This is a genomic window from Pseudomonas sp. HR96 (genome assembly GCF_034059295.1).
In the GTDB taxonomy this organism is placed as follows: Bacteria; Pseudomonadota; Gammaproteobacteria; order Pseudomonadales; family Pseudomonadaceae; genus Aquipseudomonas.
Genome location: NZ_CP139141.1, coordinates 4,170,975 through 4,194,604, shown reverse-complemented (window position 1 = coordinate 4,194,604; position 23,630 = coordinate 4,170,975). Strand labels below are relative to the sequence as shown.

The following is a 23,630-nucleotide window of genomic DNA, read 5'->3' as shown; positions in this document are numbered from 1 at the left end:
GACATACAACCTACTTCGGATACAACGGCGGCAGCCCGCCATTGTCGCCCACCTGCAGGGTCTGGCGCTCGACCCGCGGGATGGCATTGATCGCGCGCCACAGGTCGCCGCCCTGCCAGAACTGCCCGGCCTCGCTGTACAGGGCGCCGTTGAGGCCGTCCAGGGCATCGGACAGCGGCACGAAGCGCGCGGCCATGTCGGCCAGGGTTTCCGGTTGCTGGCGGGCCCAGGCGTCGATGGCCTGGCGGGTGGCATAGGTGTCGTTGGCCTGGCAGGCGCGCTTGATGTCGTCCATCAGGCTGCGCGGGCTGGGGCCGGTCTGCGCGGTGCGCTGCACCGCCGGCAGCGAGCGGGCGCGCCACCACAGCAGAAAGCCCAGCAGAGTGGTGAAGGCGAACAACACGGTGGCCACCTTCCACGGCCACAGCAGGGCGTTTGGCGCCGGTGCGGCGCTGTCGGCGACCGGGGTTTCCACCGCCAGGGTCGGGTTGTCCACCACGCGCAGGCTGCGCGCCGGCAGGCTGCTGCGTTCCAGGTGGTCTTCATGGGTGTTCCACCACACCACCTCCACCGGCGGCAGGTCGATGTTGCCGCTGCGGGTCGGCACCAGCGCTTCGCGCTCGTCGCGGCTGCCGATCAGCCCGCGCTCGCTGGCCAGGTTGTTCAGCTGCGGCTGGTCGGGGTAGCGACGCAGGCCGTTGACGTTGGTGGCGGGCAGCGGTGGCAGTTGCGCGCTGGACAGGCCGTCGGCCTTGAGGCTCAGGGTACGGGTCAGCGAGTCGCCCACCTGGCTCTGCGCCGGCTCCGGGTTCCAGCTTTCGCTGAGACTCAGGCTGCGCGCCGGCAGCCACTGCGCGTCGCTGGGCCAGGCGGCGGGGCGCGGGCGCACGTTCAGCGGGATCTGCGCCGACGTGACCCGCAGCACCTTGCCGGGGCGCGGGGTGGCGTCGCCATCGGCAAGATCGGCCAGCGTCGCGCTGAACACCTGCGCCGGAATCATCAGCTCGCCGCTGCGTTGCGGGTAGATGGCGAAGCGCAGCTCGATGACCCCGTGGCGCACGCCCTTGATCAGCTTTTCGTAGGTCCTGGGCTCGCCCAGCTGCTCGGTGCGGGCGTCGGTGATCTGCAACGGCGAGAGCTTGCTGTCGTCGTACAGCGCCACCGAGTGGTAGATGCGCACGGTGAGCACCGCCTGGGCCTGGACGTAGACGCTGTCGGCGTCCAGGCTGGCGTCGATGAACACCGGTGCCAGGTTGTTGGCATCGGCGTCATCGCCCACCAGCACCTGCAGGGTGATGGCCTGGCTTTTGGCGTCGCCCAGCTGCAACGGCGGGATGCTGACGGTCCCGGTGTGGCGTGGCAGCAAGGTGATCATCCAGCGTGTGGTGGCCTGGGCGTCGGTGTCGAGGGTGGCGGGGCGATTGACCTGGCGGGTGTCGCGCACCTCGAAGTCCAGGTCCAGAGCGGTCAGGTCCGGCTTGCCGAACTGGGTGACGTCGTTACTCTGCAGGGTCAGCTCCACCGTCTCGCCGGCGCCCAGGCGCGTGCGATCAACGCTCGCCACGAGGGTCGCCGCCTGGCTGGGCAAGGCCAGCAGGGCCAACAGGCAGCAGATCAAACAGGCGCTGACGCGGCGAATCATCGGGTGGTGTCCTGACTTTGCTGAAGTTCGTACCAGAATTTGCGCCGCAGCAGCTCGGCGGGGTCGTCGGGCACCTGGCGCAGCCATTGCTCCAGCGCCTGTTGCTGCTCGGCATCCAGGCTGCCGCCGGCCGGGCGTTGCGGCGCGCGGGTGGTGCTGTCGTCGTCGCCGCCACGGCCCGGGGCCTGCTGCCTGGCGTGAGGCGGGGGATTATCGCCGGGTTTGCCGCTTGGCGGCGAGTGCTCTGTTGGGTTGACGGCCTGCGCGGCGTCACTTTTGCCACTGCTGGCTTCACTGCCGGGGGCGCCCCCGCTGCTGGCACCGGCCAGTTTGTCATCGTCATGCGCGCGGTCGGTGGCCTTGGCCGCCTGTTCGGCGCGGCGCTGCTCGTCGAGAATCTGCTCGACCAAAGCCTTGTTCTGCAGCGCCTGGGCCAGGTCCGGCTGACGATCCAGCGCCTGCTCGTAGGCGTCCAGCGCCGCTTCCAGCTGGCCGGCGCGAGCCAGGGCGTTGCCGCGGTTGTAGTGGTCGGCGGCGCTGTTGCCCTGGGCGAAGCGGCTGGCGGCGCCGTTGAAGTCGCCGGCCTCGTACAGTGCCAAGCCCTGCCACTGCGGGTTGGCGAAGCGCCGTGCGGCTTCGGCCGGGCGCTGCTGGTCGAGCATCTGCTGGCCCTGCTGATCGGGGCGCAGCCACAGGTCGATGAAGCTCGCCGCATAGCTGGGCTGCGGCGCACCGAGCAACAATAGCGGCAGGCCCAGCAGCCAGCCACGCCGGCCGGCACAGGCGGCCAGCAGCAACACCGGCAGCAGCAGCCAGTAACCCTGGTCGGCCCAGCTGTCCAGTTGCAGGGTCTGGCCGTTGCCGCGCAACGAGCGGGGGTTGTCGTACAGGCCCAGTTCGCGCAGGTCCAGGTCGTCGCTGCGGGCGGCGCGGAAGTCGCCGCCCAGGTCGCTGACGAAACTCTTGAGGCTTGGGCTGTCCAGCTGCGCGACCAGGATCGCGCCTTGGCTGTCCTGCAGGAATTCGCCGTTCTCCTGTTTCACCGGCGCGCCCTCGCGGGTGCCGATGCCCAGCATCAACAGGCGCGGTGAGCGGCTGCCGAGGCTCTGGCGAATCGCCTCGCGCTCTTTTTCGTCGAGCTGCGAGCCGATCAGCAGCAGCCGACCCTGGCCCAGCGCGCCCTGGTCGAGCAGCGCCAGCGCCTTGCGCACCGCCAGGTCGGCGCGGTGGCCGGGCTGGGGCATGATCGATGGCTTGAGCGCGGCGAGCAGGTTGGCGCTGGTGGCCAGGTCGTCGGACAGCGGCACCAGCACATGGGCACTGCCGGCGTACACGACGATGGCGGTCTGTGCGTCACGGCGCTGGTGCAGCAGGTCGAGCAGCTTGCGCCGGGCCAGTTCCAGGCGGTTGGGCTGCACGTCGGTGGCGAGCATCTCGGGGGTCAGTTCGAGCATCACCACCAGCGGGTCGGCCGGCTTTTGCGCGGTTTGTTCCACGCGCTGCCAGCTGGGCCCGAGCAGCGCCAGCACCGCCAGGGTCCAGGCCAGGCCGAGCACGACCCACGGCAGGCGGCTGCTGCGCCCGCTGCCGCCGGTGAGCAGGGCGGCATGAAAGGTCGGCGGCAGGATCATCTGCCAGCGACCGGCGCGCCGTTGCCGGTGCCATAGCTGCCATAGCAGCCAGCCGAGCAGGGGCACCAGCAACAGCGCCAGGGGGCGATACCAGTGCGGCCAGAGGCCGCCAAACAGGGCGTTCATCGCCGTCTCCGCAGGCGCAGCCGCTCGAGCCGCGCGTGCCAGTCCGGGGTCGCCAGCAACGCAGCGTCGAGCAGCCGGCGACGGCCCGGCAGGCGCTCGTAGAGGCGGCGCAGCAGGTTGTCCGGCCAACGCTCACGCACCGCCAGCAAGGCGCTGCCGAGCAGGGCCAGGGCCAGCGGCCAGAAGTACAATTCCTGCACCGGGCGGGCGCGGGTCGGCTGCTGGGCGACCGGCTCGAGCAGGTCGAGGGTGGCGCCGATCTTTTGCAGCTGATCGCCGTCGCGGGCGCGGAAGTAGCCGCCGCCGGTGAGGCTGGCGATCTCCTTGAGGCTGGCTTCATCCAGGTCCAGGTCCGGGTTGACCCCGAGCACGCCCAGACCGCCGCTGTCCTGCGGGTCGGCGCCCAGGCCGATGGTGTAGATGCGCACGTGCTCCTGGGCGGCCAGCCGCGCGGCGGTCAGCGGGTGGATCTGCCCGCCGTTGTTGGCGCCGTCGGTGACCAGGATCAACACCCGGCTCTGCGCCGGACGCTGGCGCAGGCGCTTGACCGCCAGGCCGATGGCATCGCCGATGGCGGTGTTCTTGCCGGCGATGCCGACGGCGGCGTCGTCCAGCCACTGGCGCACGGTGTGCCGGTCGAAAGTCAGCGGTGCTTGCAGGTAGGGCTTGGTGCCGAACAGGATCAGCCCCACTCGATCGCCCATGCGCTGTTCGAGAAAGTCGCCGAGCAGGTGCTTGACCAGGCTCAGGCGGCTGATGTCGTCGTTTTGCCAGTGCATGTCGGGGTAGTCCATCGAGCCCGAGACGTCCACCGCCACCAGCAGGTCGCGGCCACTGGCGGCTATCGGCAATGGCTCGCCGAGCCACTGCGGGCGCGCGGCGGCGCTGAGCAGCAACAGCCACACGAGCACGAAGCGCGCCTGCTGCTGCCAGGCGGGCAGGCCGACCCGGGCGCGGCGCTTGCTCAATTGCTCGAGGTCGGCGAGAAAGCTCACCTTGAGCGCCGCCTCGCCGCTGTCGGCTGCCGGCAGCACCAGGCGCAGCAGCCAGGGCAAGGGCAGCAGGGCGAACAGCCAGGGCCAGGCGAACTCAAACATGTTTGCGAATCCAGGTGTCCACCGCCTGACTGAGGCCCAGGATGGCCTTGTCATCGAGTTTGCACTCAGGCTTGTACACGCCTTCGACCAGGATCATCCAGTGCGTCAGGCCGGCGGCCGGGCAGCGGTTGTCGAGGAACGCCAGCCATTGCCGGCCATTGAGGGTATGGCTGTGGCTGTTGGGGTAATGGCTGCGGCACAGGCGTTTGAGCAGCGCGTTGATCTGCTGCAGCCAGGCGCCGGCCGGCGCGCCGTTGTAGGGGCGCGGCATCATGGCCAGTTCGGCAAGGGCTTCGCTGCGCACCGGGTCGAGCGGTTGCTCGGCGGCTGCAGCGTCCTTTCGACGCCAGCGCAGCTGCGCGCGCCAGTGCCAGGCCGCCCAGCCGAGTGCGCCGAGCAGCACCGGCAAGGCCCACCAACCGGGCGCCGGTGGCCACAGGCCGATCGCCGGCGGGGCGATCAGCGGCTGCAACTGCTGCAGCGAGCTCATGGTTGCTTGCCCGGACTGTGTTTGCTCCCTGAAGAGTGCTTGCCGGGAGCACCGGCATTCAGGTACTCGCGCAGCTGCTCGATCATCGAGCTCTGCGTGCTCAGCGGCATCAGCAGGATGCGCAGCTTCTGCGCCAGCATCTCCCAGCGCAGAATCCGCGCCTCACCCTGGGCGCGGTAGGCCTGGCGCAGCTCGGCGTTGAGGGTATCGAGCTGCAGGTGTGCCTGGCGCTCCTCGAACCGCAGCAGGCCGGCTGCCGGCAGGGCGTGGTCGAGGGGGTCGCTGAGCGGCAATAACAGCAGGTCGCAGTGACGCGACAGCAGGCTCAATTGCTGCTCGGCGGCGTCCACCAATGCGCGCTCGTCACAGATGATGATGGCCAGGCTGCCGGGGCGCAGCACTTCGCGGGCTCGGCGCAGGGCCATGCCCAGGGCATCGGCCTCCGGTCTGGCTTCGCTGTGCAGGCTCTGATTGACCCGCACCAGGCGGTTGAGCAGTTGCAGCAGGCTCTGCTTGCTGCGTCGCGGCTTGATCTCGTAGTGTTCGCCGTCGCCGAACACCAGGCCGCCGATGCGATCGTTGTGGCCCAGCGCGGCCCAGCCGATCAGCGCGGCCGCCTGCGCGGCCAGCACCGACTTGAAGGCCAGCCCCGAGCCGAAGAACAGCCGCCGGCTTTGTTCGACCAGAATGAAGATCGGCCGCTCGCGCTCCTCGTGGAACAGCTTGGTGTGCGGCTCCTGGGTGCGCGCGGTAACGCGCCAGTCGATGCTGCGCACGTCGTCGCCGGCCTGGTACACGCGCACCTGGTCGAAGTCGACGCCGCGCCCGCGCAGCTTGGAATGGTGCAGGCCGATCAACGGGCTGCGCTGCGCGGGTGTGGAAAACAGCTGCACTTCGCGCACGCGATGGCGCATCTCGATCAAGTCGGCCAGGGTCACGCGGATGCCAGGGGCGGCGGGCAGTGCTTCGCTAGGGCTCATGCCTCAGGCCACGGCCACGACGTCGAGGATGCGCTGCACTACGCGGTCCTGATCGATTCCGGCCGCTTCGGCCTCGAATGACAGGATGATGCGATGGCGCAACACGTCGAACAGCACCGCCTGGATGTCCTCGGGGCTGACGAAGTCGCGCCCGGCCAGCCAGGCGTGGGCGCGCGCGCAGCGGTCCAGAGCGATCGAGCCGCGCGGGCTGGCGCCATAGGCGATCCACTCGGCCATTTCCGAGTCGAACTTGCTGGGCGTGCGCGTGGCCATGATCAGCTGCACCAGGTACTCCTCAACCGCGTCGGCCATATAAAGGCCGAGGATCTCCTTGCGCGCGGCGAAGATCGCCTGCTGGCTGACGCGTTTTTCCGGCTTGGTCTCGCCGTTGAGCGCCTCGCCCCGCGCCTGTTGCAGGATACGCCGCTCGACGGCGGCGTCCGGGAAGCCGATTTTCACGTGCATCAGGAAGCGGTCGAGCTGGGCCTCGGGCAGGGGATAGGTGCCCTCCTGCTCGATGGGATTCTGCGTGGCCATCACCAGAAACAGCGGCGACAGGTTGTAGGTGCTGCGCCCGACGCTGACCTGGCGCTCGGCCATGGCTTCGAGCAGCGCCGATTGCACCTTGGCTGGCGCCCGGTTGATTTCGTCGGCGAGCACCAGGTTGTGGAAGATCGGCCCTTGCTGGAACACGAAGCTGCCGGTTTCCGGGCGATAGATCTCGGTGCCGGTGATGTCGGCGGGCAGCAGGTCGGGGGTGAACTGGATGCGATGGAACTGTGCCTCGACGCCCTCGGCCAGCTCCTTGATGGCCTTGGTCTTGGCCAGCCCCGGCGCGCCTTCCACCAGCATATGGCCGTCGGCGAGCAGCACGATGAGCAGGCGCTCGACGAGCTTTTCCTGGCCGAGGATCTGCGTGGAAAGAAAGGTTCGCAGCGCGATTAGCGCTTCACGATGTTCCATCGATGAGGGTTCCTGAAAGGAAGGCCCGCGCACTTGGGAGAGCGTGCGTCTGGGTACTTGGCCGGGGGCCACTACTTTAATCCATTCAGGGGGTGGTTAGGAATCGGTGGGTGAAATGGCAAGTCCGCGATGGCCACAGGTGGCGTAGGAGCCGGCGCAGCTGGCGAGCGGGGCGGCCCCGGACGCCAGGCTTGATTGGCCATGGGCCGCGATACCAGCAGATGATCCACCCAGATAGCGAGGTGTTGCCCTCGCCAGCCGCGCCGGCTCCTACGCCAATCCGGGTGATGCCACAGGTGGCGTAGGAGCCGGCGAAGCTGGCGAGCGGAGCAACACCGAATGCCTAGGTTTATTTACTACCTGCCGCGATAGCATCAGCAATATTTGTCGACAACCCGAACGCCGTCCGCCTGGCGTACCGCCGGCCATTCGCTGTTCAACGTATGCAACACCCGGCCAAGAAAATCGTGGTCGGCGGCGGCCTTGCGGCCCACATAGCCAGCACCGCGGCGGTAGGTGCGCAGGCGCGCGCGCATGGTCGGGCGGCTCTGTTGGAAATCATCCTCGGCCGCATGCGGGGTCAAGGGTTCGATCTTCACCTCGCCGCTTGCGCAGACCCACAGGATGTGGCTGTCGAGGGTGTCCTTGCGCGCGGCGAACAGGCGGGCCAGGTCGTTGATGGTCGGTTGTTGATTCAAGTTCATGGTGGAGCCCCTTTAGCGTGAATTGATCTGTCTGTGGTGCATCGCAAACATGGCATTCAAGAGCCGTAGATGGGCGGCTCGAAGGCGGAATCAATGTGCCTTGTGGGCAGAACACATGGCAGGAAGCGGCTATTCGCCAGGCCCTGCGCAATACCTTTTGCCAGTGCTCCCGATCGGGGAGACGGGGCCATCATGCTAAAGGCTGAAGGGGTCGTCAAGAAAAATGTAGTGATATTTTCAGGTCACTACATAAATGACCGGGGCGTGTGAAATCGACCGCTCGGTCACGTTTTTGCCCGCTCGGCCTGCAGCCCGGTGAGGGCGCGGGTGGCCGCGCCGAATGTCACGGATAGAGTAACGAAAATTTACTTTCAAAGTTGTGATTTTTGTTCAGGATTCACCCGGTGTTAATTGTAAGAAAGCTTTCAATTATTTCGCCCCGGGGGCCTTGTCAGTGCCCGGCATCGCAACTAACTTTGACCATGAAAGTTGCTTGTGACCTGCCCCGGAAGTTTCCGGTCAATTCATTGCGGAGTTGCTGACATGGCCCAAACCGCCGAAGAAGTCGAAAAAACCTCCCCCTTGCAGACAGCGCGTTTCATCGTGCGCTTCGGCAGTGAAGTGCTCTCCTGTTCGACCATCACCCCGCCCTCGCCAAGCCGCGCGGCGGTGACCTATCGCGACGGCCGCGGCGGTATCTGGCGGGCGCCGGGGCTGCTGAGCGATATGGACTTTTCGCTGGGCCGTGCGCTGGTTGCGCCGCGCAATTATTTCTGGAAGTGGTTCGCCGATTCTCGCATGAACCGCATCGAGAAGAAGGACGTCACCGTCGACCTGACCGACGAGCAAGGCACCACGGTGTTCTTGAGCTACACGATGATCAATTGTTTTCCGACCGGGGTCACGGCGGCAACTTTCGATGCCACCAATGCGGCCTTCTATGTTGAAACCATCAACTTTGCCGCCGACCGATTCGATTTGACGTTCGTCGATTGATCTTCGCCCGATTGCCAATCGTTCGCCACGTTCCTCGTCCTCAGGATGCGCATTCATGACCACAATGACCAAACCCACACCCGGCGTCTATGTTTGGGAAGCACCCGGTACCTTTCTCACGGTCGCCAGCGGCGCCAGCGCAGTGCCGGCGTTCCTGTATGCGCATCCGACCGGATCGTTGCTCGATGGGCCGGCAGAGAACGAGCAAAGCAAACCGGACAAGAAGGGCAAGGCCAAGTCCCGCAAAGGGGTGGCCGAGGCTGCACAGCCGGCTGCGGGGACTGATGGCGCGCAGGTGCTGGATAATGACGCGATCGTCCACCGCATTCCCAACTGGGTGACATTCACCCGCGAATTCGGCCCTGCCGATGGCAGCGAATTCGTGCTGGACCGCGGGAATGTCCTGCACCTGGCGGTCAAGACCTACCTGGATAACGGTGGCGGGCTGTTTTATACCGTTTCCACCGGCGAGGGCTGGGCGGAGGAAATCGAGTCTCGCGAAGACATCACCCTGGTGGTCCAAGCCGGTACAGGGCCTGCGGCCCTCGCGGGGGAAATCGCAGCGCTGTGCGAGAAGCCTTTCCAGACCCGCTTTGGGCTGCTCGACGGCCCCGTCGGCCCACTGCCCCTCCCGACTGGCTTCCCTGAAGGTCCCAATATCGCGGCCTTCTACCCATGGCTGGAGGCGAGCTGGGCAGGCGAGAACAAAATTCCACCCAGCGCCGCCGTCGCCGGGGCCATCTGCGAAACCGATGGGCTGCATGGCCCTTGGCATGCCGCCGCCAACTTCGACCTGCGCGGAGGCGTCACGCCGTTGATCCACATCAGCGACAGCGACCAGGCCGACTACATGGAGCCAGCGCTGAACATGATCCGCGCCTTCCCGGGGCGGCCGTCGGTGATCTGGGGCGTGCGCACGCGCGACAACACACCTGAAAACAAATACATCCCCGTGCGGCGGCTGATGCTCAACGCGCAAAAGGATATCCGCAAGGCCCTGCGCCCGTTGATCTTCGAGCCCAACCACCAGCCGACCTGGCAACGCGCCAGAGGTGCCATCACCAGCTACCTGCGACGCATCTGGGAGCAGGGCGGCCTGATGGGCGGCACCGAGAACGAGGCCTTCTTCGTTCAGGTCGGGCTCGACGAAACCATGGTTCAGGCGGACCTGCTCGAAGGCAAGATGATCATTCATGTCGGTCTGGCGATCACCCGACCCGCCGAGTTCATCGTGCTGCGCTTCACCCAGATCATGAACATGCCCGCCGCTTGAGTGCCGCCTGCCTGCTCATTCACTGATGCGCTCCGCCCGAGGAATCGATCATGCCAGTTACCTATACCGTGCCCGGCGTCTACGTCGAAGAAAGCAACCTGCCCTTGCTCTCAGTGCCCTCCGGCGCGACCGCAGTGCCGGTGTTCATCGGTAATTTCAAGGGCAAGGACGGCGTGGCGATCGCGCTGGGCAAGTGCATCGAAGTGGCCAGCTGGTTTGATTTCACCGAGCAGTTTTCGACGCCGACCGAGGCGACCTTGGCGGTGACGTCAGTGGTGGGCCAGCCTGGCGCCTGGACCTTGGCAGCTGTCACCGGTGCGCTGGACATCAACTGGCGCTGCATCCAGCTGTATTTCGACAACGGCGGCGGTCGTTGCTACATCCTGCCATTCAAGGTGGAGGCAGACCTTCTCGGTGCGCCGGAGATCATCGAACGCTACAGCGATATCACCTTGATGTGCGCGACGGTCTCCACTGCGACTTCGAAGGCGGTGTATGAATCACTGAGCAGGCTGCAACAGGAAATGGGTGGTCTCTTCCTGATCGCTGACTCAAAGAACGGTGACGAGAAACCCGCTACCGTCGCGCAACGTACCGCCGTCTACTATCCAGGCCTGATCACCCAGTACAGCCCAAGGCCCGCTGATGACGAGTTGAAGGTGACCATCGACGGGGCGGCTTCACCGGTCACGCTGGATTCTTTGAAAACCAGCAACGAAGCACTCTATGGCCAGATCTTCCAGCACCTGGAAGCCTACGCCGCCGCCAACCCTGTGCACCTGCCCGCCAGCCCCGCCATCGCCGGCGTGTACTGCCGCACCGACGCCAACCGCGGCCCCTGGCAAGCCCCCGCCGGCGCTTCGCTGAACAACGTCAGCGGCGTCGAGCGCCCGGTCACTACGGGTGTCCTCGACAAGTTGCTGGAAAACCGCATCAACGCGATCAAGGCCTTTGCCGGCGAGGGCGTGCGGGTATGGGGCGCACGCACCATGGTCGCGCCGAGCACGCCGCTGTGGCTGCACATCCAGGTCATGCGCCTGTTCGACGCCGCCGCCCGCGACATCCGCAGCGCCATGCGCGTGGCCGTGTTCATGCCCAACAACGGCGCCACCTGGGCCACCGTGCGCACGGCCATCGACGCCTACCTGTACAACATCTGGCGCCAGGGCGGGCTCAAGGGCAGCACCGCGCAGGAGGCCTACTACGTACAGGTCGGCCATGGGCTGACGATGACCGATGAAGACGTGCTCGAAGGAATCTTGAATGTGAACGTAGGGATGGCGGCGTTGCGGCCGGCGGAGTTTATCGAGGTGGTGTTCAGTCAGGTGTTGTCGGCGGCGTGATGCCATTGGTTTGTGATTCATAGTCGATTGGAGATTGATCACCATGGCCCATGCCCGCCAGGTTGTTGCTAAGCGTACCGCCGTAACCTTGCCTGCGCTGAGCGCTCAGGCGCCGTTGGTGGCTCCTGAAGATATCGAGGCGGATGCCGAGTTTGGCAGTTCGCTGCAGATCAGCGCCGATGGTTCGGTGCTGGTGATCGGTGCCAGGGAAAGTAATCGAGTGTCGGTGTATGTCTCGGATGAGGGCGATTGGCGCCCGCACAGTGAGCTCAATTGTGCCGAGGGGACCGAGTTTGGTGCGACGGTGGCGGTCAACCGTAACGGCAGCTTGATTGCAGTGGGCGCGCATATTGGCGCCGAAGAGGCCGGTGCGGTCTATGTCTATAGGCGCCGAGGTGAAGCATGGAGCCTGCTTGCAACGCTAAGCCAGGATGAGACAGGCGACGGATTTGGCGCTGCATTGTCGATGGCCAGCGATGGCCTGACGCTGGCTGTCGGTGCGCCGCAGGCCTTGGGCACCAAGGGTGCCTTCTATGTGTACAAATCCATAGGCGGAAACTTTTCGGCGTCTGAATTTGAAATTGAAGGCGAGACCGCCGGCCAGGATTTTGCGCGCTCGGTGAGTTTGAATGCTGATGGAACGGTACTGGCAGTGGGGCATCCTGGGGCGAACACCCATGATGTGGAACAAGCAGGTCGGGTACTGGTGTTCACCAAGACATCAGGTGCATGGACACAGGAAGGGACTGAACTGTTGGCTCAACAGGTCGGTCATGCTAGCGATCCTGATGGTTTTGCCAACGATCTGTTCGGTTATACGGTCGCATTGTCTGGAGTTGGTGACCGTCTGGTCGTGGGAGCAGATGGAGTAAGGGGGAGTACTAGTGACACGTATCTGAACTACGGAGCAGTGTATTTCTTCCAGCTCGCCGAAGATGGCTCCTGGGCAGCTACATCTGCTCCTCAGGTCGGCCAGCATATCGATCGGACGCCACATTTTGGTAGAGCGTTGGCAATCACCCATGATGGTGAGCTGTTGCTGATTGGTGCGCCAGGCGCCGGTACTACCAATTACAGCGGGAAATATGGCCTCGCCTACTGGTGCGTTTGGGGAAGTGCTAGAACCCTATTCACCGCACCTACTGTTGCCACGCTTCCCGCGCACTCGCACTTTGGACATGCAGTTGCTTTGAGTGCGAACGGTGAGTGTGCAGCTGTCAGTTCGACTGGCACCATGTTGCATATCGGGGAGCCTAAAAAGCCCGATGTAAGCAAGGTCTACCTTTTCGGCGAGTCGCAGCCTCCTGCGGACGAGGGCAGTGATAACCAATCCAATCGCACGGTCCCCGGCGTCTACGCCCTCGAAAGCAACCAACCCCTGTTGGCCATCCCTGCCGGCGTCACTGCCATCCCGCTGTTCATCGGGGTGTTCCGCGACAAGTTCGGCGAGCTTCTGAGCAACGGGTCCTGCATCGAAATCGCCAATTTCAGCGACTTCCGCCGCCGCTACGGACCGTCCCAATCGACCACCGTCACCTTGACCAACGGTGTCCCCGGCGTCGAAGACACCGCCGACCTCGGCTCCCTGGCCTTGCAGCTGTACTTCGACAACGGCGGTGGCCGCTGCTACATCCTGCCGTTGCACGACCAGACCAACCCGACCGAGTTGGCGGCGATGGTGAGCAAGATCAGACGCTGCCCCGACATCACCTTGTACGTGGTCACCGAACGCCTGGACACCGAGACCGATAAATACCACCCGGCCTGCGATGCCCTCGACCCCTTGCTGCGCAACGTCGGCGACGGTTTTCTGATCGCCGATTCCTACGATGGCGAGCATCGTCCGACCACCACCGATCAACGCACGGCGGTCTATTACCCGGCGCTGGAAACCGCTTATTCAGCCCGGGCTGCCGACGAAGACATCGACGTGGTCGGCTTCGAGTCCGAGAACGATGAGCGCGTCACCCTGGCGCAGGTCAAGGCCCAGGACCAGGACCTCTACGAGACCATCAGCGAGGCCCTGGACACGCACTACGCCGAAAAGGGCGTCGTGCGCCTGCTCGCCAGCGCCGCCGTCGCGGGAGTGTACTGCCGCACGGACGCCAACCTCGGCATCTGGCACGCGCCGGCCGGCCCTTCGCTCAACAACGTTCGCGCGCTGTACCCACGGCCCAAGCTGGCGGTGGTCGACAAGCTGATCGAGAACCGTATCAACCGCCTCTACGACGCACCCGGCGAGGGCGTCCGGGTGTGGGGGGCACGCACCCAGGAGGCGCCCGAGCTGCCGCTGTGGCTGCACATCAACGTCAGCCGCCTGTTCGACGCCGCCGCCCGCGACATCAAGCGCGCCCTGCAAGTGGCGGTGTTCATGCCCAACAACGCCATCACCTGGAACACCGTGCGCAATGCCATCAATGCCTACCTGTATCAGCTCTGGCGCGACGGCGGCCTGCGCGGCGCCACCAGCGACGAGGCCTACTACGTGCAGATCGGCAACGAGACCATGAGCGCCGAAGACCTCCTCGAAGGCCGTTTGATCGTCCATGTCGGCCTCGCCGCGCTGCGCCCGGTGGAGTTTATCGAGGTGGTGTTCAGCCAGGTGCTGCAAGCAGGCTGATGCCTGAATGCCGATAACCCTACACTGGAATCAGGAGATGGACCGTCATGGCCCTAGCTCGTCGCAAGGCGCTCAAGCCGAAGGTATCGACCTTTACTCTGCCGACCCTGGTACAGACACTCACCGTACCCGAAGGGGAGACTCCTTCGTGCGAGTACGGTAATGCCGTACACATCAGTACCGACGGCTATGTGTTGGTAGTTGCGGCTATCGAGCTTAATCAAGTCGAGATCTACGTGCCCAAAGCCGGCACATGGGACCTTGTACAAGTACTGGTACCGGAAAACGGTGTGGGCTTTGGCATCAGCGTGGCTACCAGCGGCGACGGCAGCTTGATTGCAGTGGGTGCCCATGCTGAGCAAGACACCCCTGGCGCCGTCTACCTGTACCGCCGCAGTGCCGGCATTTGGCGCCCTGAAGCTACTGTGCATCCAGAATCCAGTACGCCAGGCGACCGGTTTGGATCGTCACTGGCATTGTCGCTCGATGGTGAAGTTCTCGCGGTGGGGGCACCCGGCGCTGATACCGCATATGTGTTCACAGGAGGCAGCGATATCGTCGAGTGGCCAATAGCTGCGCTTGATGTCGAGTCCGGTACCGAGTTTGGCTTCTCGGTCAGCCTGGATGCAGCGGGCGGCGTGCTTGCGATTGGTCATCCAGGCTTTACTACCGAGCTTCTGGAAAGTGCTGGACGTGTGCTGGTGTTCACCAACACGTCGCAAGACTGGGCGTCGGCGCCCTCGTCGATCTTGTTTGCCGACGAGTCAGACGATGCCGGCGAGCCCGATCGAAGCAATGATCGATTCGGCTCCAACGTGCTGTTGAACGGGCCTGCAAATCGCTTGGCGGTAGGAGCTGTGGGCGTGAGCCATAGTCGAGGGCCGGACTGGGGGGCGGTCTACTGTTTTCAACTGAGTGACGAGCTCTGGGTCGCCCTAGGTCCTCGAATGATTCCTGGTAACACGGAACCCTATGCGCACATGGGTGATGCACTGGCCTTTGATGATGAAGGCGACGTATTGTTGATAGGAAGCTACGGCGAGACGAGATCGAACGTCAATTACGAATACGGCTTCATTTATGAGTTTTTGTGGAGGGACCAGGCCAAGACTGCGGTGGCTGGCCCAGTGGCATACGGCCATTACGGTCGTAGCCTAAGCATGAGTGCCGACGGTCGCTTGGTGGCGATCGGTGCGACTGGTGCCCTGAGGTCGAACGATACGCCTGTCGCCAGTAAGGTTTACCTCTACGGCGAACCTGAAGAGCCTGAAGAGCCTGAAGAGCCCGGGGGACCTGAAGAGCCCGGGGGACCTGAGGAACCTGAGGGACCTGAAGAGGGAGAGGGGAATCCAAGCCCCACAGGCGGCGTCCCCGGCGTTTACGCCATCGAAAGCAACGACCCCCTGCTCAGCATCCCCGCCGGGGCCACGGCCATCCCGGTCTTCATCGGCGTATTCCGCGACCAGCAAGCCGATCTCCTGAGTAACGCCAGCTGCATCGAGGTCAGCAGCTTCACCGACTTCAACCGGCGCTTCGGCGCCTCGCAAAGTACCCTGGTCACGCTTGCAGCAAATGGCAGCATCGCAATCGAGCACACGGCTGCCCGCGGCTCCCGCGCCCTGCAACTCTACTTCGACAACGGCGGCGGCAGCTGCTTCATCCTGCCGATCAAAAACCCGGCCGACGCCACGGAATTGATGGCGATCCCTGCCAAGATTCGGCGTTTCCCGCAGATCACTTTGTTCGTCTGCACCGAGGATGACGGCAACCAGCAGGATCTGTACTCGGCGCTGGACCCTTTGCTGCGCAACGTCGGCGACGGCTTCCTGATTGCGGACAGCGTCGATGGGGTCACCGTACCGACCACCACGGCGCAACGCACGGCGGTGTATAGCCCCGCCCTGAGCACTGCCTACAGTGGGCGCTCGGCAGACCGCGACGTCACGGTCCAGGGCCACACCTTCATCGGCGCTCCTCCTGCCGAAGGCGCCCGCATTACCCTGGACCTGATCAAGGCCGACGACAAGGCCACCTACATACGCATCAATAAGGCGCTCGACGACTGGCACCAGGCCAACTACCCCAACGTCAAGCTGCTCGCCAGCGCCGCCGTGGCCGGCGTCTACTGCCGTACCGATGCCCAGCGTGGCGTGTGGAAAGCCCCCGGCGGCATGCAGTTGAACAACGTGCGCGGGCTGGTCCAGCCAGCTGACTTCAAGCCGCTGGAGCTGATGGAGCACAACATCAACCGCATCCGTTTCAGTGCCAATGAGGGTGCCCAGGTCTGGGGGGCGCGTACCCTCGAAGACCCAGAGACGCCGTTGTGGCTGCACATCAACGTCAGCCGCCTGTTCGACGCTGCCGCCCGCGATATTCGTCGAGCCATGCAATTTGCGGTGTTCCTGCCGAACAATGCCAGCACCTGGACCGCCGTCGGCGCGGCCATCCGCAACTACCTCGACAAGCTCTGGCGCGACGGCGGCCTGCTCGGCGCCACGGCCGAGGAGGCGTACTACGTGCAGATCGGCCGCGGCCTGACCATGAGCGACGACGACATCCTCGAAGGCCGGATGATCGTGCATGTGGGTATGGCGGCGTTGCGGCCGGTGGAGTTCATCGAAGTGGTGTTCAGCCAGATGTTGGCGACGGCGTGAGTGCAGCGCGACAGGAGCGTGAATGTGATGATCAGTGAAATCGACAATGCCAGCAGCGATCGGCCAACGGACGCCGCACCCAGGCGCGTCAGCTCGGTCCAGGCTCCCGGCGTCTACGCCGAAGAAAGCAACGACCCGCTTCTCAGCATCCCCGCCGGCGCCACCGCCATCCCGGTGTTCATCGGCAGCTTCCGCAATCTCGACGGCACCCCGGCCAGTACCAATGCCTGCATTGCCATCGACAGCTACTTCGACTTCCAGCGGCGCTTTGCCGAGTCGGCAACGATCACTGTCGCCGCCGGGGCGGCCACCGTCACGGTCACCCAGGAACTTGGCTCACGCTCCCTGCGCCTGTATTTCGACAATGGCGGCGGCCGCTGCTTCATCCTGCCAGTGGCTACGCCGCCGGTAACCGCCAACCTGGCGGCCATACTGGCGCACCAACCCCAGATCAGTCTGTACTGCACCACGGAATTCACCGAGGGTCTGGACCCGATCTACAACGCGCTGAATACCCTGTTGAACAAAACCGGCGACGGCTTCCTGATTGCCGACAGCCCTGACGGCGTGCTGCGCCCGACCACCCCCGCGCAGCGTACCGCCACTTATTACCCGGCGCTGTTGACGAACTATTCCTCGCGCCTGGACGACCGCTCGATCGTGGTCACTGGCCTGACCATTCCAGGCCTTGAGACCGAGCGCCTGACCCTCGATCTGGTCAAGCGCTACCAGCCTGCCGACTACAAAAGGCTGAGCAAGGCAGTCGACGAGAAACTCAAGACCGACTACCCGCAGGTCACCCTCAAGGCCAGCCCGGCGATCGCCGGCGTGTACTGCCGCATCGACAGCCAGCAAGGCGTGTGGAAGGCGCCTGCCGGCGTCAGCCTGAATGCGGTGAGCGACCTCGCCGAACGGGTCTCGCCCAGCGTGCAGATGAAGCTCATGGCCAACCGCATCAACGCGCTCAAGCCGTTTCCCGGCGAAGGCGTCAAGGTCTGGGGTACCCGTACCTGCGTCGATCCGGCCACGCCCTTGTGGCTGCACATTCCGGTCAGCCGACTGTTCGACGCCGCCGCGCGGGACATGCAGCGGGCGTTGCAGTTCGCGGTGTTCCTGCCCAACAACGAAATGACCTGGAACGCCGTGCGTGGTGCGATCAGCGGCTACCTGTACAACCTTTGGCGCAACGGCGGGCTCATCGGTCGCAATGCCGAGGAGGCGTATTACGTGCAGGTTGGGGCGGGGTTGAGCATGACCGAGGAGCAGGTCCTTGGCGGCGAACTCGTCGTACGGGTCGGGATGGCGGCCGTGCGCCCTGCCGAGTTCATCGAAGTGCTGTTCAGCCAGCAGCTGGCGGGGGTCTAGCATGGCCGAATCGACGCTGCACACTCGCCCTCTGGGCGGGGCCGGCCAGCTGGCAGTGGACTCGCTGGCGCTCACCGATGCCCACGCCGTGCCCGGCCTGTACCTGGAAGAGAGCGCCCTGGCGACGCTGAGCATCAACGCCGGCGCCACGGCGATCCCGGTGTTCATCGGCCGCTTCCATGAACTGGACGGAACCTTGGCGAGCAGCGAAACCTGCATCGCCATCACCAGCTATGTGCATTTCCAGCGGCGCTTCAGCGCAGCGATGCGGGCGACGGTCACCCTCGACCCGACGCCACGGGTGAGTACCGACAGAGCGCTCGGCGCGTTCGCCGTGCGGCACTATTTCGACAATGGTGGCGGTCGTTGCTATGTGCTGCCCGTGCCCGCCCTCGATGATGGCGACGCGCTGCTGGCATTGCCTTCGCGAATTGCCCGCTGTGCCGAGATCAGCCTGTACTGCTACACCGAGCAGGACGGCACGGAAGCGGTGGTGTACGCCGCCCTCGAACCGCTGCTGCAAGAGACAGGTGGCGGCCTGTTGATCGCCAACAGTGCCGACGGCGTGACGCGCCCGACCACCACGGCGCAACGCACGGCGGTGTACCACCCTGGCGTGGTCACTCCCTACGAGGTGCTGCCCGCCGATGATCAGGTCAGCCTGCCGCCTGCAGACGACCTTCCTGCGCGCACCCTGGCTGACCTGCGCGCCACTGAACCGCTGCGGTACCTTGAACTGCGCCGCGCAGTAGACGAGTGGTTCAAGGTCAACTACCCGGTGGTGGCCCTCAATGCCAGCGCTGCGGTCGCCGGCGTCTACTGCCAGATCGACCGTCGCAAAGGCGTGTGGGCTGCGCCCGCCGGGGTGCTGCTGAACAAGGTCAGCGGGCTGCACAACCCTGGTAGCGCCAGTGTGCAGATGCGCCTGATGGCCAACCGTATCAATGCCCTCAAGGACTTCCCTGAGGAAGGTGTGCGGGTCTGGGGCGCACGCACCATGGTCGACCCGCTCAGCTCGCCCTGGCTCAACGTGGCGGTCAGCCGGCTGTTCGATGCTGCCGCCCGGGATCTGCGTCAGGCGCTGCGCTTTGCAGTGTTTCTGCCCAACAACGAGACCACCTGGAGCGCCGTACGCAATGCCTTGCGCAGCTACCTGCAACGGCTGTGGCGCGAGGGCGGCTTGCACGGGGCAACCAGCGACGAAGCCTTCTACGTGCAAGTCGGCGCGGGCGTGAGCATGACCGCCGCGCAAATCGACAGCGGACTGTTGGTCGTGCGGGTCGGCATGGCGCCGGTGCGCGCGCTGGAGTTCATCGAAATCGTCTTCACCGAACAGTTGACCAGCGCCCTGGCGTCGGCCGATCCAAGCTGAATTTGCCCATCGTGCCGGCGTCACCTACGCCAAGGACAGACCATGCCAGCCCACTCTTTGCTATCGAGCGACCTGCAACCGGGGTACGAGTACCAGCAGGTCACGTTGCGCGCGCGCCGTTACGAAGTACCGTCGGCAGTGCCGGTGTTCATCGGTTTCACCGAGAAGGTGCCGCTGCCCAGCCCGGCCAGGGCCGTTGAAGGCGCGATGCCGCAGCCGATCGCCGACCTCGCCGAATTCCAGCAGTTGTTCGGCGCGGCCCCCATGGTCGCAGACAAGCGTTCTGACCGCTGCGGCCTTTACTACACCCTGCGACACTATTTCGACAACGGTGGGCTCGGCTGCTTCGTCTGCTCGGTTGGCACCTTCAGCGAGGCGGCCGCCAGCGCCGTTACCGATCTGCCTGAACGCCTCAGCGGCGGGGATTTGTTCGCGCGCATCGATCGAATCGCCGACATCACCCTGGTCGCGATCCCCGACCTGGCGTTGTTCGCCGACGATGAGGCGGCTTATCTGCAAACTGCCTGGGCCAATGCCCTGGCCGCCTGCGAATGCTACCCGCGCCTGTTCGCGGTGCTCGACGCGCCGCGCAGTTTGACCGGCGCGCTGGCCTGCAGCAGCTGGCTGCAAGACGCGCTACCGGACGGTGCCTCGCATGGCGCTGCGTGGTGGCCATGGCTGCTCGGCGATTACGCCGTCGACCGCAGTCTGGTACACAGCACGACCCTTGCCATCGCTCCCTGCGGCGTAGTCTGCGCACAGATCCAGCTGACCGACCGCAATATCGGTGTATGGAAAGCCCCGGCCAATGGCCCCGATATCAAGAGCATCCTCAAGCCCGAATACGGCTACCGCGACGGCGAGCGGTTGTTCAGTGCCGACGGCGTTTCTATCAACCTGATCCGCTCCTTCATCGGCCGCGGCACGAAACTCTGGGGCTGCCGTACCCTGGCCCGGCCGGTGCTCGGCGACCCCGGGCTGTACGTGCAGACTCGCCGGCTGGCCACCTACATCCAGAACAACCTCCGCGCCCGGGCCGCCGCTTCGGTGTTCGAGCCCAACAACGAAATCACCTGGCTGATGCTCAAGTCCGGCCTGGGCATGTGGCTACGCCGCCTTTGGCAGTCCGGTGGCCTGGCCGGGCAGGAGGAAGAACTGGCCTACCAGGTGCAGATCGGCGTGGGCGAGAGCATGACCCGTGAAGACGTCATCGAGGGTCGGTTGCTCATCAACGTGCTGGTGGCGCTGTATTACCCGGCCGAGTTCATTCGGCTGACGGTGACCCTGAACATGAACGATGTGCCCGACACCGGCGAAAGCCGAGCCATCACTTCGCGGAGTACGCTGTCATGATCGACTTCCCACCGATGCTGTCGCACCGCTTTCGGGTGCGCTTCTATTTCAAGCTGCTGTCTTACCTGCCGGGCGTGCCGGACCCCATGGACGCCGAGTTCCAGAGCGTCGACGGGCTGTCGCAGAGCATGGCCGTGGACAAGCGGGTGGAGGGTGGACGCAACGTCGGCATGCTGCACCTGCCCCTGCAGGTAAGCCATGGCAATGTCACCCTGCAGCGTGGGGTGATCGTGCGCACGCCACTGACCACCATCCTGCAGCAGGGCCTGGGTTCGTTCCGCCTGTTCGGCATCGACATGACCATCATGGCGCTGGATGAAACCCAGACCCCGGTGGCGACCTGGAGCCTGATCGATGCCACGCCAGTGCGCTGGAGCACCTCGGGGCTGAACGCCAACAGTAACCAGTTTCTAATCAATTCCTTCGAATTCGCCTACCGCGATATGTCGATGATGGGGGCGATGACATGAGCAATCTGACCATTGAAAAATTGAATGTCGAAGTGCGCGTCGGCGTCGTCGGCGAGGATCAACCGCAGTGGGTCGCTGCGCTGCGTGAGGAGCTGGACAGTGCGCTGCGCGAGGCCATCGATAAGTTACGGCCCACCCTCGCGCGCGGCGACACCGCCACCGCTGACGACCATCAATTCAATCGCAGGGTTCGAGCCGCACTGCGTGAGGCCTACCTATGAACATCCCTGGCATGAGCTCCGTTCCGCTGCCCGGTTTCGGCATGCTCGATTCGTCGAAGATGCGCATATCTGCCTTCAAGACCAAGGACTGTGCTGTGCTGGATGAGGTCGGGGGCATGGATGTCCCCTACAACCCGGCAAGCATCGTCCTCGCCTACAAGAGCCAATATGAGCTCAGTGACACGGTCGGCGCTGCGGACCAGACAATGCAATTCAGAGAGGCCGATCCTGGCACCTTGACGCTGCAGCTGATTTTCGATTCCACACTGATGGGCAATGAAAAGCGGGTCGACGAGGCGGTCGCCGAACTCGGCCTGCTCATCCACAAGCCGATCATGCAGTTCGCCGCGCTGGGGAGTGGTAGGGCAGAGCCGCCATACCTGAAGGTGGATTGGGGCTGTTTCAAGTGGCAGAAGTACCAATACTTCGTCGGCCGAGCCTCGGACTTCTCCGCCTCCTATTCACTGTTCGATGCCAACGGTATCCCGCAACGCGCGCATGTCAGACTGCACATTGTTGGCGCGGTGACCTTGGCGCCCGCATGGGTGGCGGGGGGGCCTCCGAGCCTGCCCAGATTTCCCGACCTGGCGTTGCTGTTCAATCTGGCGTTGGGGCTGGTGGGTATCACTGATCTGTTGCTGATGCTCAACACCGTGCGTGCCAACTATTTTGACAACTTCGACGACTTCGAAGCCGGCGACTTGCTAATCATTGTGCCAGGTCATGAAGAGGGTGCGAATCTGGTTGAGGCGGGCACCGCACTGCGTGAGGAATGGGAATGAGCCTGAAATGCTATTTCGCCAACAGCCTCGTGGAGCTGCCCGATTTCGACCTGCAGAGTTTCGAGATCGAATACGCCATCAATGCCATCCCGTACGCGGTGGTGGTGTTCGATGTGACCCACAGCGCCGCCAACCAGAAAAACCTCGAGGCCACTCGTAGCGGTGTCGATGTGACCCTCAAACTCGAGGGCAAGGCGGTGTTCAAAGGCGTCGTCACCCGCCAGCAAGTGTCTTTGCGCCTGCAGACCCTGCGCATCACCTTGACCCTGCGTCACTGGTTGTTCGCCTTGACCTTGGGCCGTGAATCACGCGTGTTCGGCGGCCCCGGCTCGCCGCCGATCATGACCGACAACCTGATCGTGATGCAGGTGCTGGCCGACCGGATCGGTTCCTTTGGCCTGCTCGAGGCGGTCACCGTAGGGCTCACCGCCGACCATGTACAACTGGTGCAGCACGACCAGAGCGACTGGCACTTCGTGCGCGCCCGGGTGGCGGCCAATCGTGCCTGGTGTGTGCCGACCGTGGAAGGCTATCGCATCGAGCCGCCCAGCGTACCGGTGCCGGGGGTCGTCTCGGCCGCCGGCGCGCTGGTGGTCAACCATCTGACCTTCAGCAGCCAGGGCGTCCGAGCGCTCGACTGGCGCTTCGCCGACGAGGGCCGCGACAAGGTCTCGACCACGGCCTGGAGCGTGGCCGAGCAGATGATGGCGCCTGCGCCGAAAATGGGCAGCAATCTGCCATTCGGCTTGCTCTCACTGAACGCCTACGACCTGCCCATGATTGCTGACCGCGGGTTGAGCGTCAGCCGCTCCGCGCCTTTGCGGCCTTTGGCCCAGCAGGCGCTGGCCGATGGCATGCAGATGGCCCGGCAACTGGAGGCTGTGCAGGGCACGGTGACTTTCGACGGCAGCTCCGCGCATCTGGGTTACCAACTGGCGAAGATGGCCACCATCATTGGCGTTGGCCCACGCCTGGACGGCACTGCGCCCATCACCTCGATTCGCCATGTCGGTGACGCCAAGGGCTGGACCACCAGCGTCGGGGTGGGCCTGGAGCGGCCACTGAGCGACGTCATCACGCCCCATTCGAACGTTGCCACCAGCCACATCGGTGTGGTGCTGAACTATCCGCAACCGGCCGATCCCAACTTCCAGGTGGCGGTGAAGATTCCCGCCATCGGGCCGGACCCATTGTGGGCACGCCTGGCTTCACCTCTGGCCAGCATGCAATCGGGGCTCTATCTGTTCCCCGAGGTCGGCGACGAAGTGCTCCTGCAGTTTCTCGACGGCGACCTCAGCTACCCGGTGATCGTCGGTTCACTGTACAGCGCACGCAAGCCGGTGCCAGCGGCCTACTTTCCGAAGACCGGCGCACCGGTCGCCCGCGGTTTGCGGGTGTTGGGGCAGGGCGAGCTGGTGCTGGACGCCGAGGGCGTCAGCCTCGAGAGCCCGAAAAAAGTCAGCGTGGTCGCGCTGGACGAGCTGCTGGTCAAGGGCACCCAAAAAACCACCATCGTCGGCCAGGCCGTCGATTTCAAACAGACCTGAG

19 protein-coding genes are annotated in these 23,630 nt (G+C 64.6%); 12 read left to right on the top strand and 7 right to left on the bottom strand.

The features are described from left to right. Positions 1-10: 10 nt before the first annotated feature. The 7 genes from SFA35_RS18725 to SFA35_RS18695 form a co-directional block, all read right to left on the bottom strand. Positions 11-1,639 carry a BatD family protein gene (locus SFA35_RS18725; protein WP_414058554.1) on the bottom strand — a complete coding sequence of 543 codons (1,629 nt, stop codon included), beginning with the start codon at positions 1,637-1,639 and terminating at the stop codon, positions 11-13. After that, positions 1,639-3,399, bottom strand: a complete 1,761-nt coding sequence (locus SFA35_RS18720; protein ID WP_320572022.1) for a VWA domain-containing protein — start codon at positions 3,397-3,399, stop codon at positions 1,639-1,641. Before SFA35_RS18720 ends, SFA35_RS18725 begins: the two co-directional genes overlap by 1 nt. Further along, positions 3,396-4,496: a VWA domain-containing protein gene (locus SFA35_RS18715; RefSeq protein WP_320572021.1), complete on the bottom strand. Its 1,101-nt coding sequence runs from the start codon at positions 4,494-4,496 to the stop codon at positions 3,396-3,398. The genes SFA35_RS18720 and SFA35_RS18715 overlap by 4 nt, the downstream gene beginning before the upstream one ends. Beyond that, positions 4,489-4,986, bottom strand: a complete 498-nt coding sequence (locus SFA35_RS18710) for a DUF4381 domain-containing protein (protein ID WP_320572020.1) — start codon at positions 4,984-4,986, stop codon at positions 4,489-4,491. Before SFA35_RS18710 ends, SFA35_RS18715 begins: the two co-directional genes overlap by 8 nt. Continuing rightward, positions 4,983-5,966, bottom strand: coding sequence for a DUF58 domain-containing protein (locus SFA35_RS18705; RefSeq protein ID WP_320572019.1), 984 nt, complete (start codon positions 5,964-5,966; stop codon positions 4,983-4,985). The genes SFA35_RS18710 and SFA35_RS18705 overlap by 4 nt, the downstream gene beginning before the upstream one ends. Before the next feature lie 3 nt (positions 5,967-5,969). Further along, positions 5,970-6,929, bottom strand: a complete 960-nt coding sequence (locus tag SFA35_RS18700) for a MoxR family ATPase (RefSeq protein ID WP_320572018.1) — start codon at positions 6,927-6,929, stop codon at positions 5,970-5,972. Between the two features lie 374 nt (positions 6,930-7,303). Further along, entirely contained in the window at positions 7,304-7,633 is a 330-nt protein-coding gene (locus SFA35_RS18695) for a hypothetical protein (protein ID WP_320572017.1), read from the bottom strand. A gap of 543 nt (positions 7,634-8,176) precedes the next feature. Here SFA35_RS18695 and SFA35_RS18690 point away from each other — a divergent pair. From SFA35_RS18690 to SFA35_RS18635, 12 genes are read left to right on the top strand one after another with little or no spacing between them, the layout of a single operon-like run. Then, the gene (locus SFA35_RS18690; RefSeq protein WP_320572016.1) at positions 8,177-8,629 is read left to right on the top strand and encodes a phage tail protein; all 453 of its coding nucleotides are present in this window, start codon (positions 8,177-8,179) and stop codon (positions 8,627-8,629) included. 55 nt (positions 8,630-8,684) lie between these two features. Beyond that, positions 8,685-9,902, top strand: coding sequence for a phage tail sheath family protein (locus tag SFA35_RS18685; RefSeq protein WP_320572015.1), 1,218 nt, complete (start codon positions 8,685-8,687; stop codon positions 9,900-9,902). Positions 9,903-9,952: 50 nt separating this feature from the next. After that, on the top strand, positions 9,953-11,245 hold the full coding sequence (locus SFA35_RS18680; RefSeq protein ID WP_320572014.1) for a phage tail sheath family protein: 1,293 nt from the start codon (positions 9,953-9,955) through the stop codon (positions 11,243-11,245). 43 nt (positions 11,246-11,288) lie between these two features. Next, positions 11,289-13,865, top strand: coding sequence for a phage tail sheath C-terminal domain-containing protein (locus tag SFA35_RS18675; protein WP_320572013.1), 2,577 nt, complete (start codon positions 11,289-11,291; stop codon positions 13,863-13,865). Between the two features lie 47 nt (positions 13,866-13,912). Continuing rightward, positions 13,913-16,519 (top strand): phage tail sheath C-terminal domain-containing protein, encoded by a 2,607-nt coding sequence (locus SFA35_RS18670; RefSeq protein ID WP_320572012.1) that lies wholly within the window; start codon positions 13,913-13,915, stop codon positions 16,517-16,519. Positions 16,520-16,546: 27 nt separating this feature from the next. Beyond that, positions 16,547-17,884: a phage tail sheath family protein gene (locus SFA35_RS18665; RefSeq protein WP_320572011.1), complete on the top strand. Its 1,338-nt coding sequence runs from the start codon at positions 16,547-16,549 to the stop codon at positions 17,882-17,884. A 1-nt stretch (position 17,885) separates the two neighbouring features. Then, positions 17,886-19,256 (top strand): phage tail sheath C-terminal domain-containing protein, encoded by a 1,371-nt coding sequence (locus SFA35_RS18660; RefSeq protein WP_320572010.1) that lies wholly within the window; start codon positions 17,886-17,888, stop codon positions 19,254-19,256. 42 nt (positions 19,257-19,298) lie between these two features. After that, on the top strand, positions 19,299-20,609 hold the full coding sequence (locus SFA35_RS18655; protein ID WP_320572009.1) for a phage tail sheath C-terminal domain-containing protein: 1,311 nt from the start codon (positions 19,299-19,301) through the stop codon (positions 20,607-20,609). Then, a complete protein-coding gene (locus SFA35_RS18650; protein ID WP_320572008.1) occupies positions 20,606-21,079 on the top strand; it encodes a phage tail protein in 474 nt (157 codons plus the stop codon). The genes SFA35_RS18655 and SFA35_RS18650 overlap by 4 nt, the downstream gene beginning before the upstream one ends. After that, positions 21,076-21,300 (top strand): hypothetical protein, encoded by a 225-nt coding sequence (locus SFA35_RS18645; RefSeq protein WP_320572007.1) that lies wholly within the window; start codon positions 21,076-21,078, stop codon positions 21,298-21,300. Before SFA35_RS18650 ends, SFA35_RS18645 begins: the two co-directional genes overlap by 4 nt. Continuing rightward, entirely contained in the window at positions 21,297-22,082 is a 786-nt protein-coding gene (locus SFA35_RS18640; RefSeq protein WP_320572006.1) for a hypothetical protein, read from the top strand. The genes SFA35_RS18645 and SFA35_RS18640 overlap by 4 nt, the downstream gene beginning before the upstream one ends. Further along, on the top strand, positions 22,079-23,629 hold the full coding sequence (locus tag SFA35_RS18635; protein ID WP_320572005.1) for a phage baseplate assembly protein V: 1,551 nt from the start codon (positions 22,079-22,081) through the stop codon (positions 23,627-23,629). Before SFA35_RS18640 ends, SFA35_RS18635 begins: the two co-directional genes overlap by 4 nt. Position 23,630 lies beyond the last annotated feature (1 nt).

Excerpts from the sequence above, each read along its gene's own strand:
- SFA35_RS18720 (WP_320572022.1), bottom strand. The coding sequence starts at position 3,399 with ATGAACGCCCTGTTTGGCGGCCTCTGGCCGCACTGGTATCGCCCCCTG.
- SFA35_RS18715 (WP_320572021.1), bottom strand. The coding sequence starts at position 4,496 with ATGTTTGAGTTCGCCTGGCCCTGGCTGTTCGCCCTGCTGCCCTTGCCC.
- SFA35_RS18710 (WP_320572020.1), bottom strand. The coding sequence starts at position 4,986 with ATGAGCTCGCTGCAGCAGTTGCAGCCGCTGATCGCCCCGCCGGCGATC.
- SFA35_RS18705 (WP_320572019.1), bottom strand. The coding sequence starts at position 5,966 with ATGAGCCCTAGCGAAGCACTGCCCGCCGCCCCTGGCATCCGCGTGACC.
- SFA35_RS18700 (WP_320572018.1), bottom strand. The coding sequence starts at position 6,929 with ATGGAACATCGTGAAGCGCTAATCGCGCTGCGAACCTTTCTTTCCACG.
- SFA35_RS18695 (WP_320572017.1), bottom strand. The coding sequence starts at position 7,633 with ATGAACTTGAATCAACAACCGACCATCAACGACCTGGCCCGCCTGTTC.
- SFA35_RS18690 (WP_320572016.1), top strand. The coding sequence starts at position 8,177 with ATGGCCCAAACCGCCGAAGAAGTCGAAAAAACCTCCCCCTTGCAGACA.
- SFA35_RS18685 (WP_320572015.1), top strand. The coding sequence starts at position 8,685 with ATGACCACAATGACCAAACCCACACCCGGCGTCTATGTTTGGGAAGCA.
- SFA35_RS18680 (WP_320572014.1), top strand. The coding sequence starts at position 9,953 with ATGCCAGTTACCTATACCGTGCCCGGCGTCTACGTCGAAGAAAGCAAC.
- SFA35_RS18675 (WP_320572013.1), top strand. The coding sequence starts at position 11,289 with ATGGCCCATGCCCGCCAGGTTGTTGCTAAGCGTACCGCCGTAACCTTG.
- SFA35_RS18670 (WP_320572012.1), top strand. The coding sequence starts at position 13,913 with ATGGCCCTAGCTCGTCGCAAGGCGCTCAAGCCGAAGGTATCGACCTTT.
- SFA35_RS18665 (WP_320572011.1), top strand. The coding sequence starts at position 16,547 with ATGATCAGTGAAATCGACAATGCCAGCAGCGATCGGCCAACGGACGCC.
- SFA35_RS18660 (WP_320572010.1), top strand. The coding sequence starts at position 17,886 with ATGGCCGAATCGACGCTGCACACTCGCCCTCTGGGCGGGGCCGGCCAG.
- SFA35_RS18655 (WP_320572009.1), top strand. The coding sequence starts at position 19,299 with ATGCCAGCCCACTCTTTGCTATCGAGCGACCTGCAACCGGGGTACGAG.
- SFA35_RS18650 (WP_320572008.1), top strand. The coding sequence starts at position 20,606 with ATGATCGACTTCCCACCGATGCTGTCGCACCGCTTTCGGGTGCGCTTC.
- SFA35_RS18645 (WP_320572007.1), top strand. The coding sequence starts at position 21,076 with ATGAGCAATCTGACCATTGAAAAATTGAATGTCGAAGTGCGCGTCGGC.
- SFA35_RS18640 (WP_320572006.1), top strand. The coding sequence starts at position 21,297 with ATGAACATCCCTGGCATGAGCTCCGTTCCGCTGCCCGGTTTCGGCATG.
- SFA35_RS18635 (WP_320572005.1), top strand. The coding sequence starts at position 22,079 with ATGAGCCTGAAATGCTATTTCGCCAACAGCCTCGTGGAGCTGCCCGAT.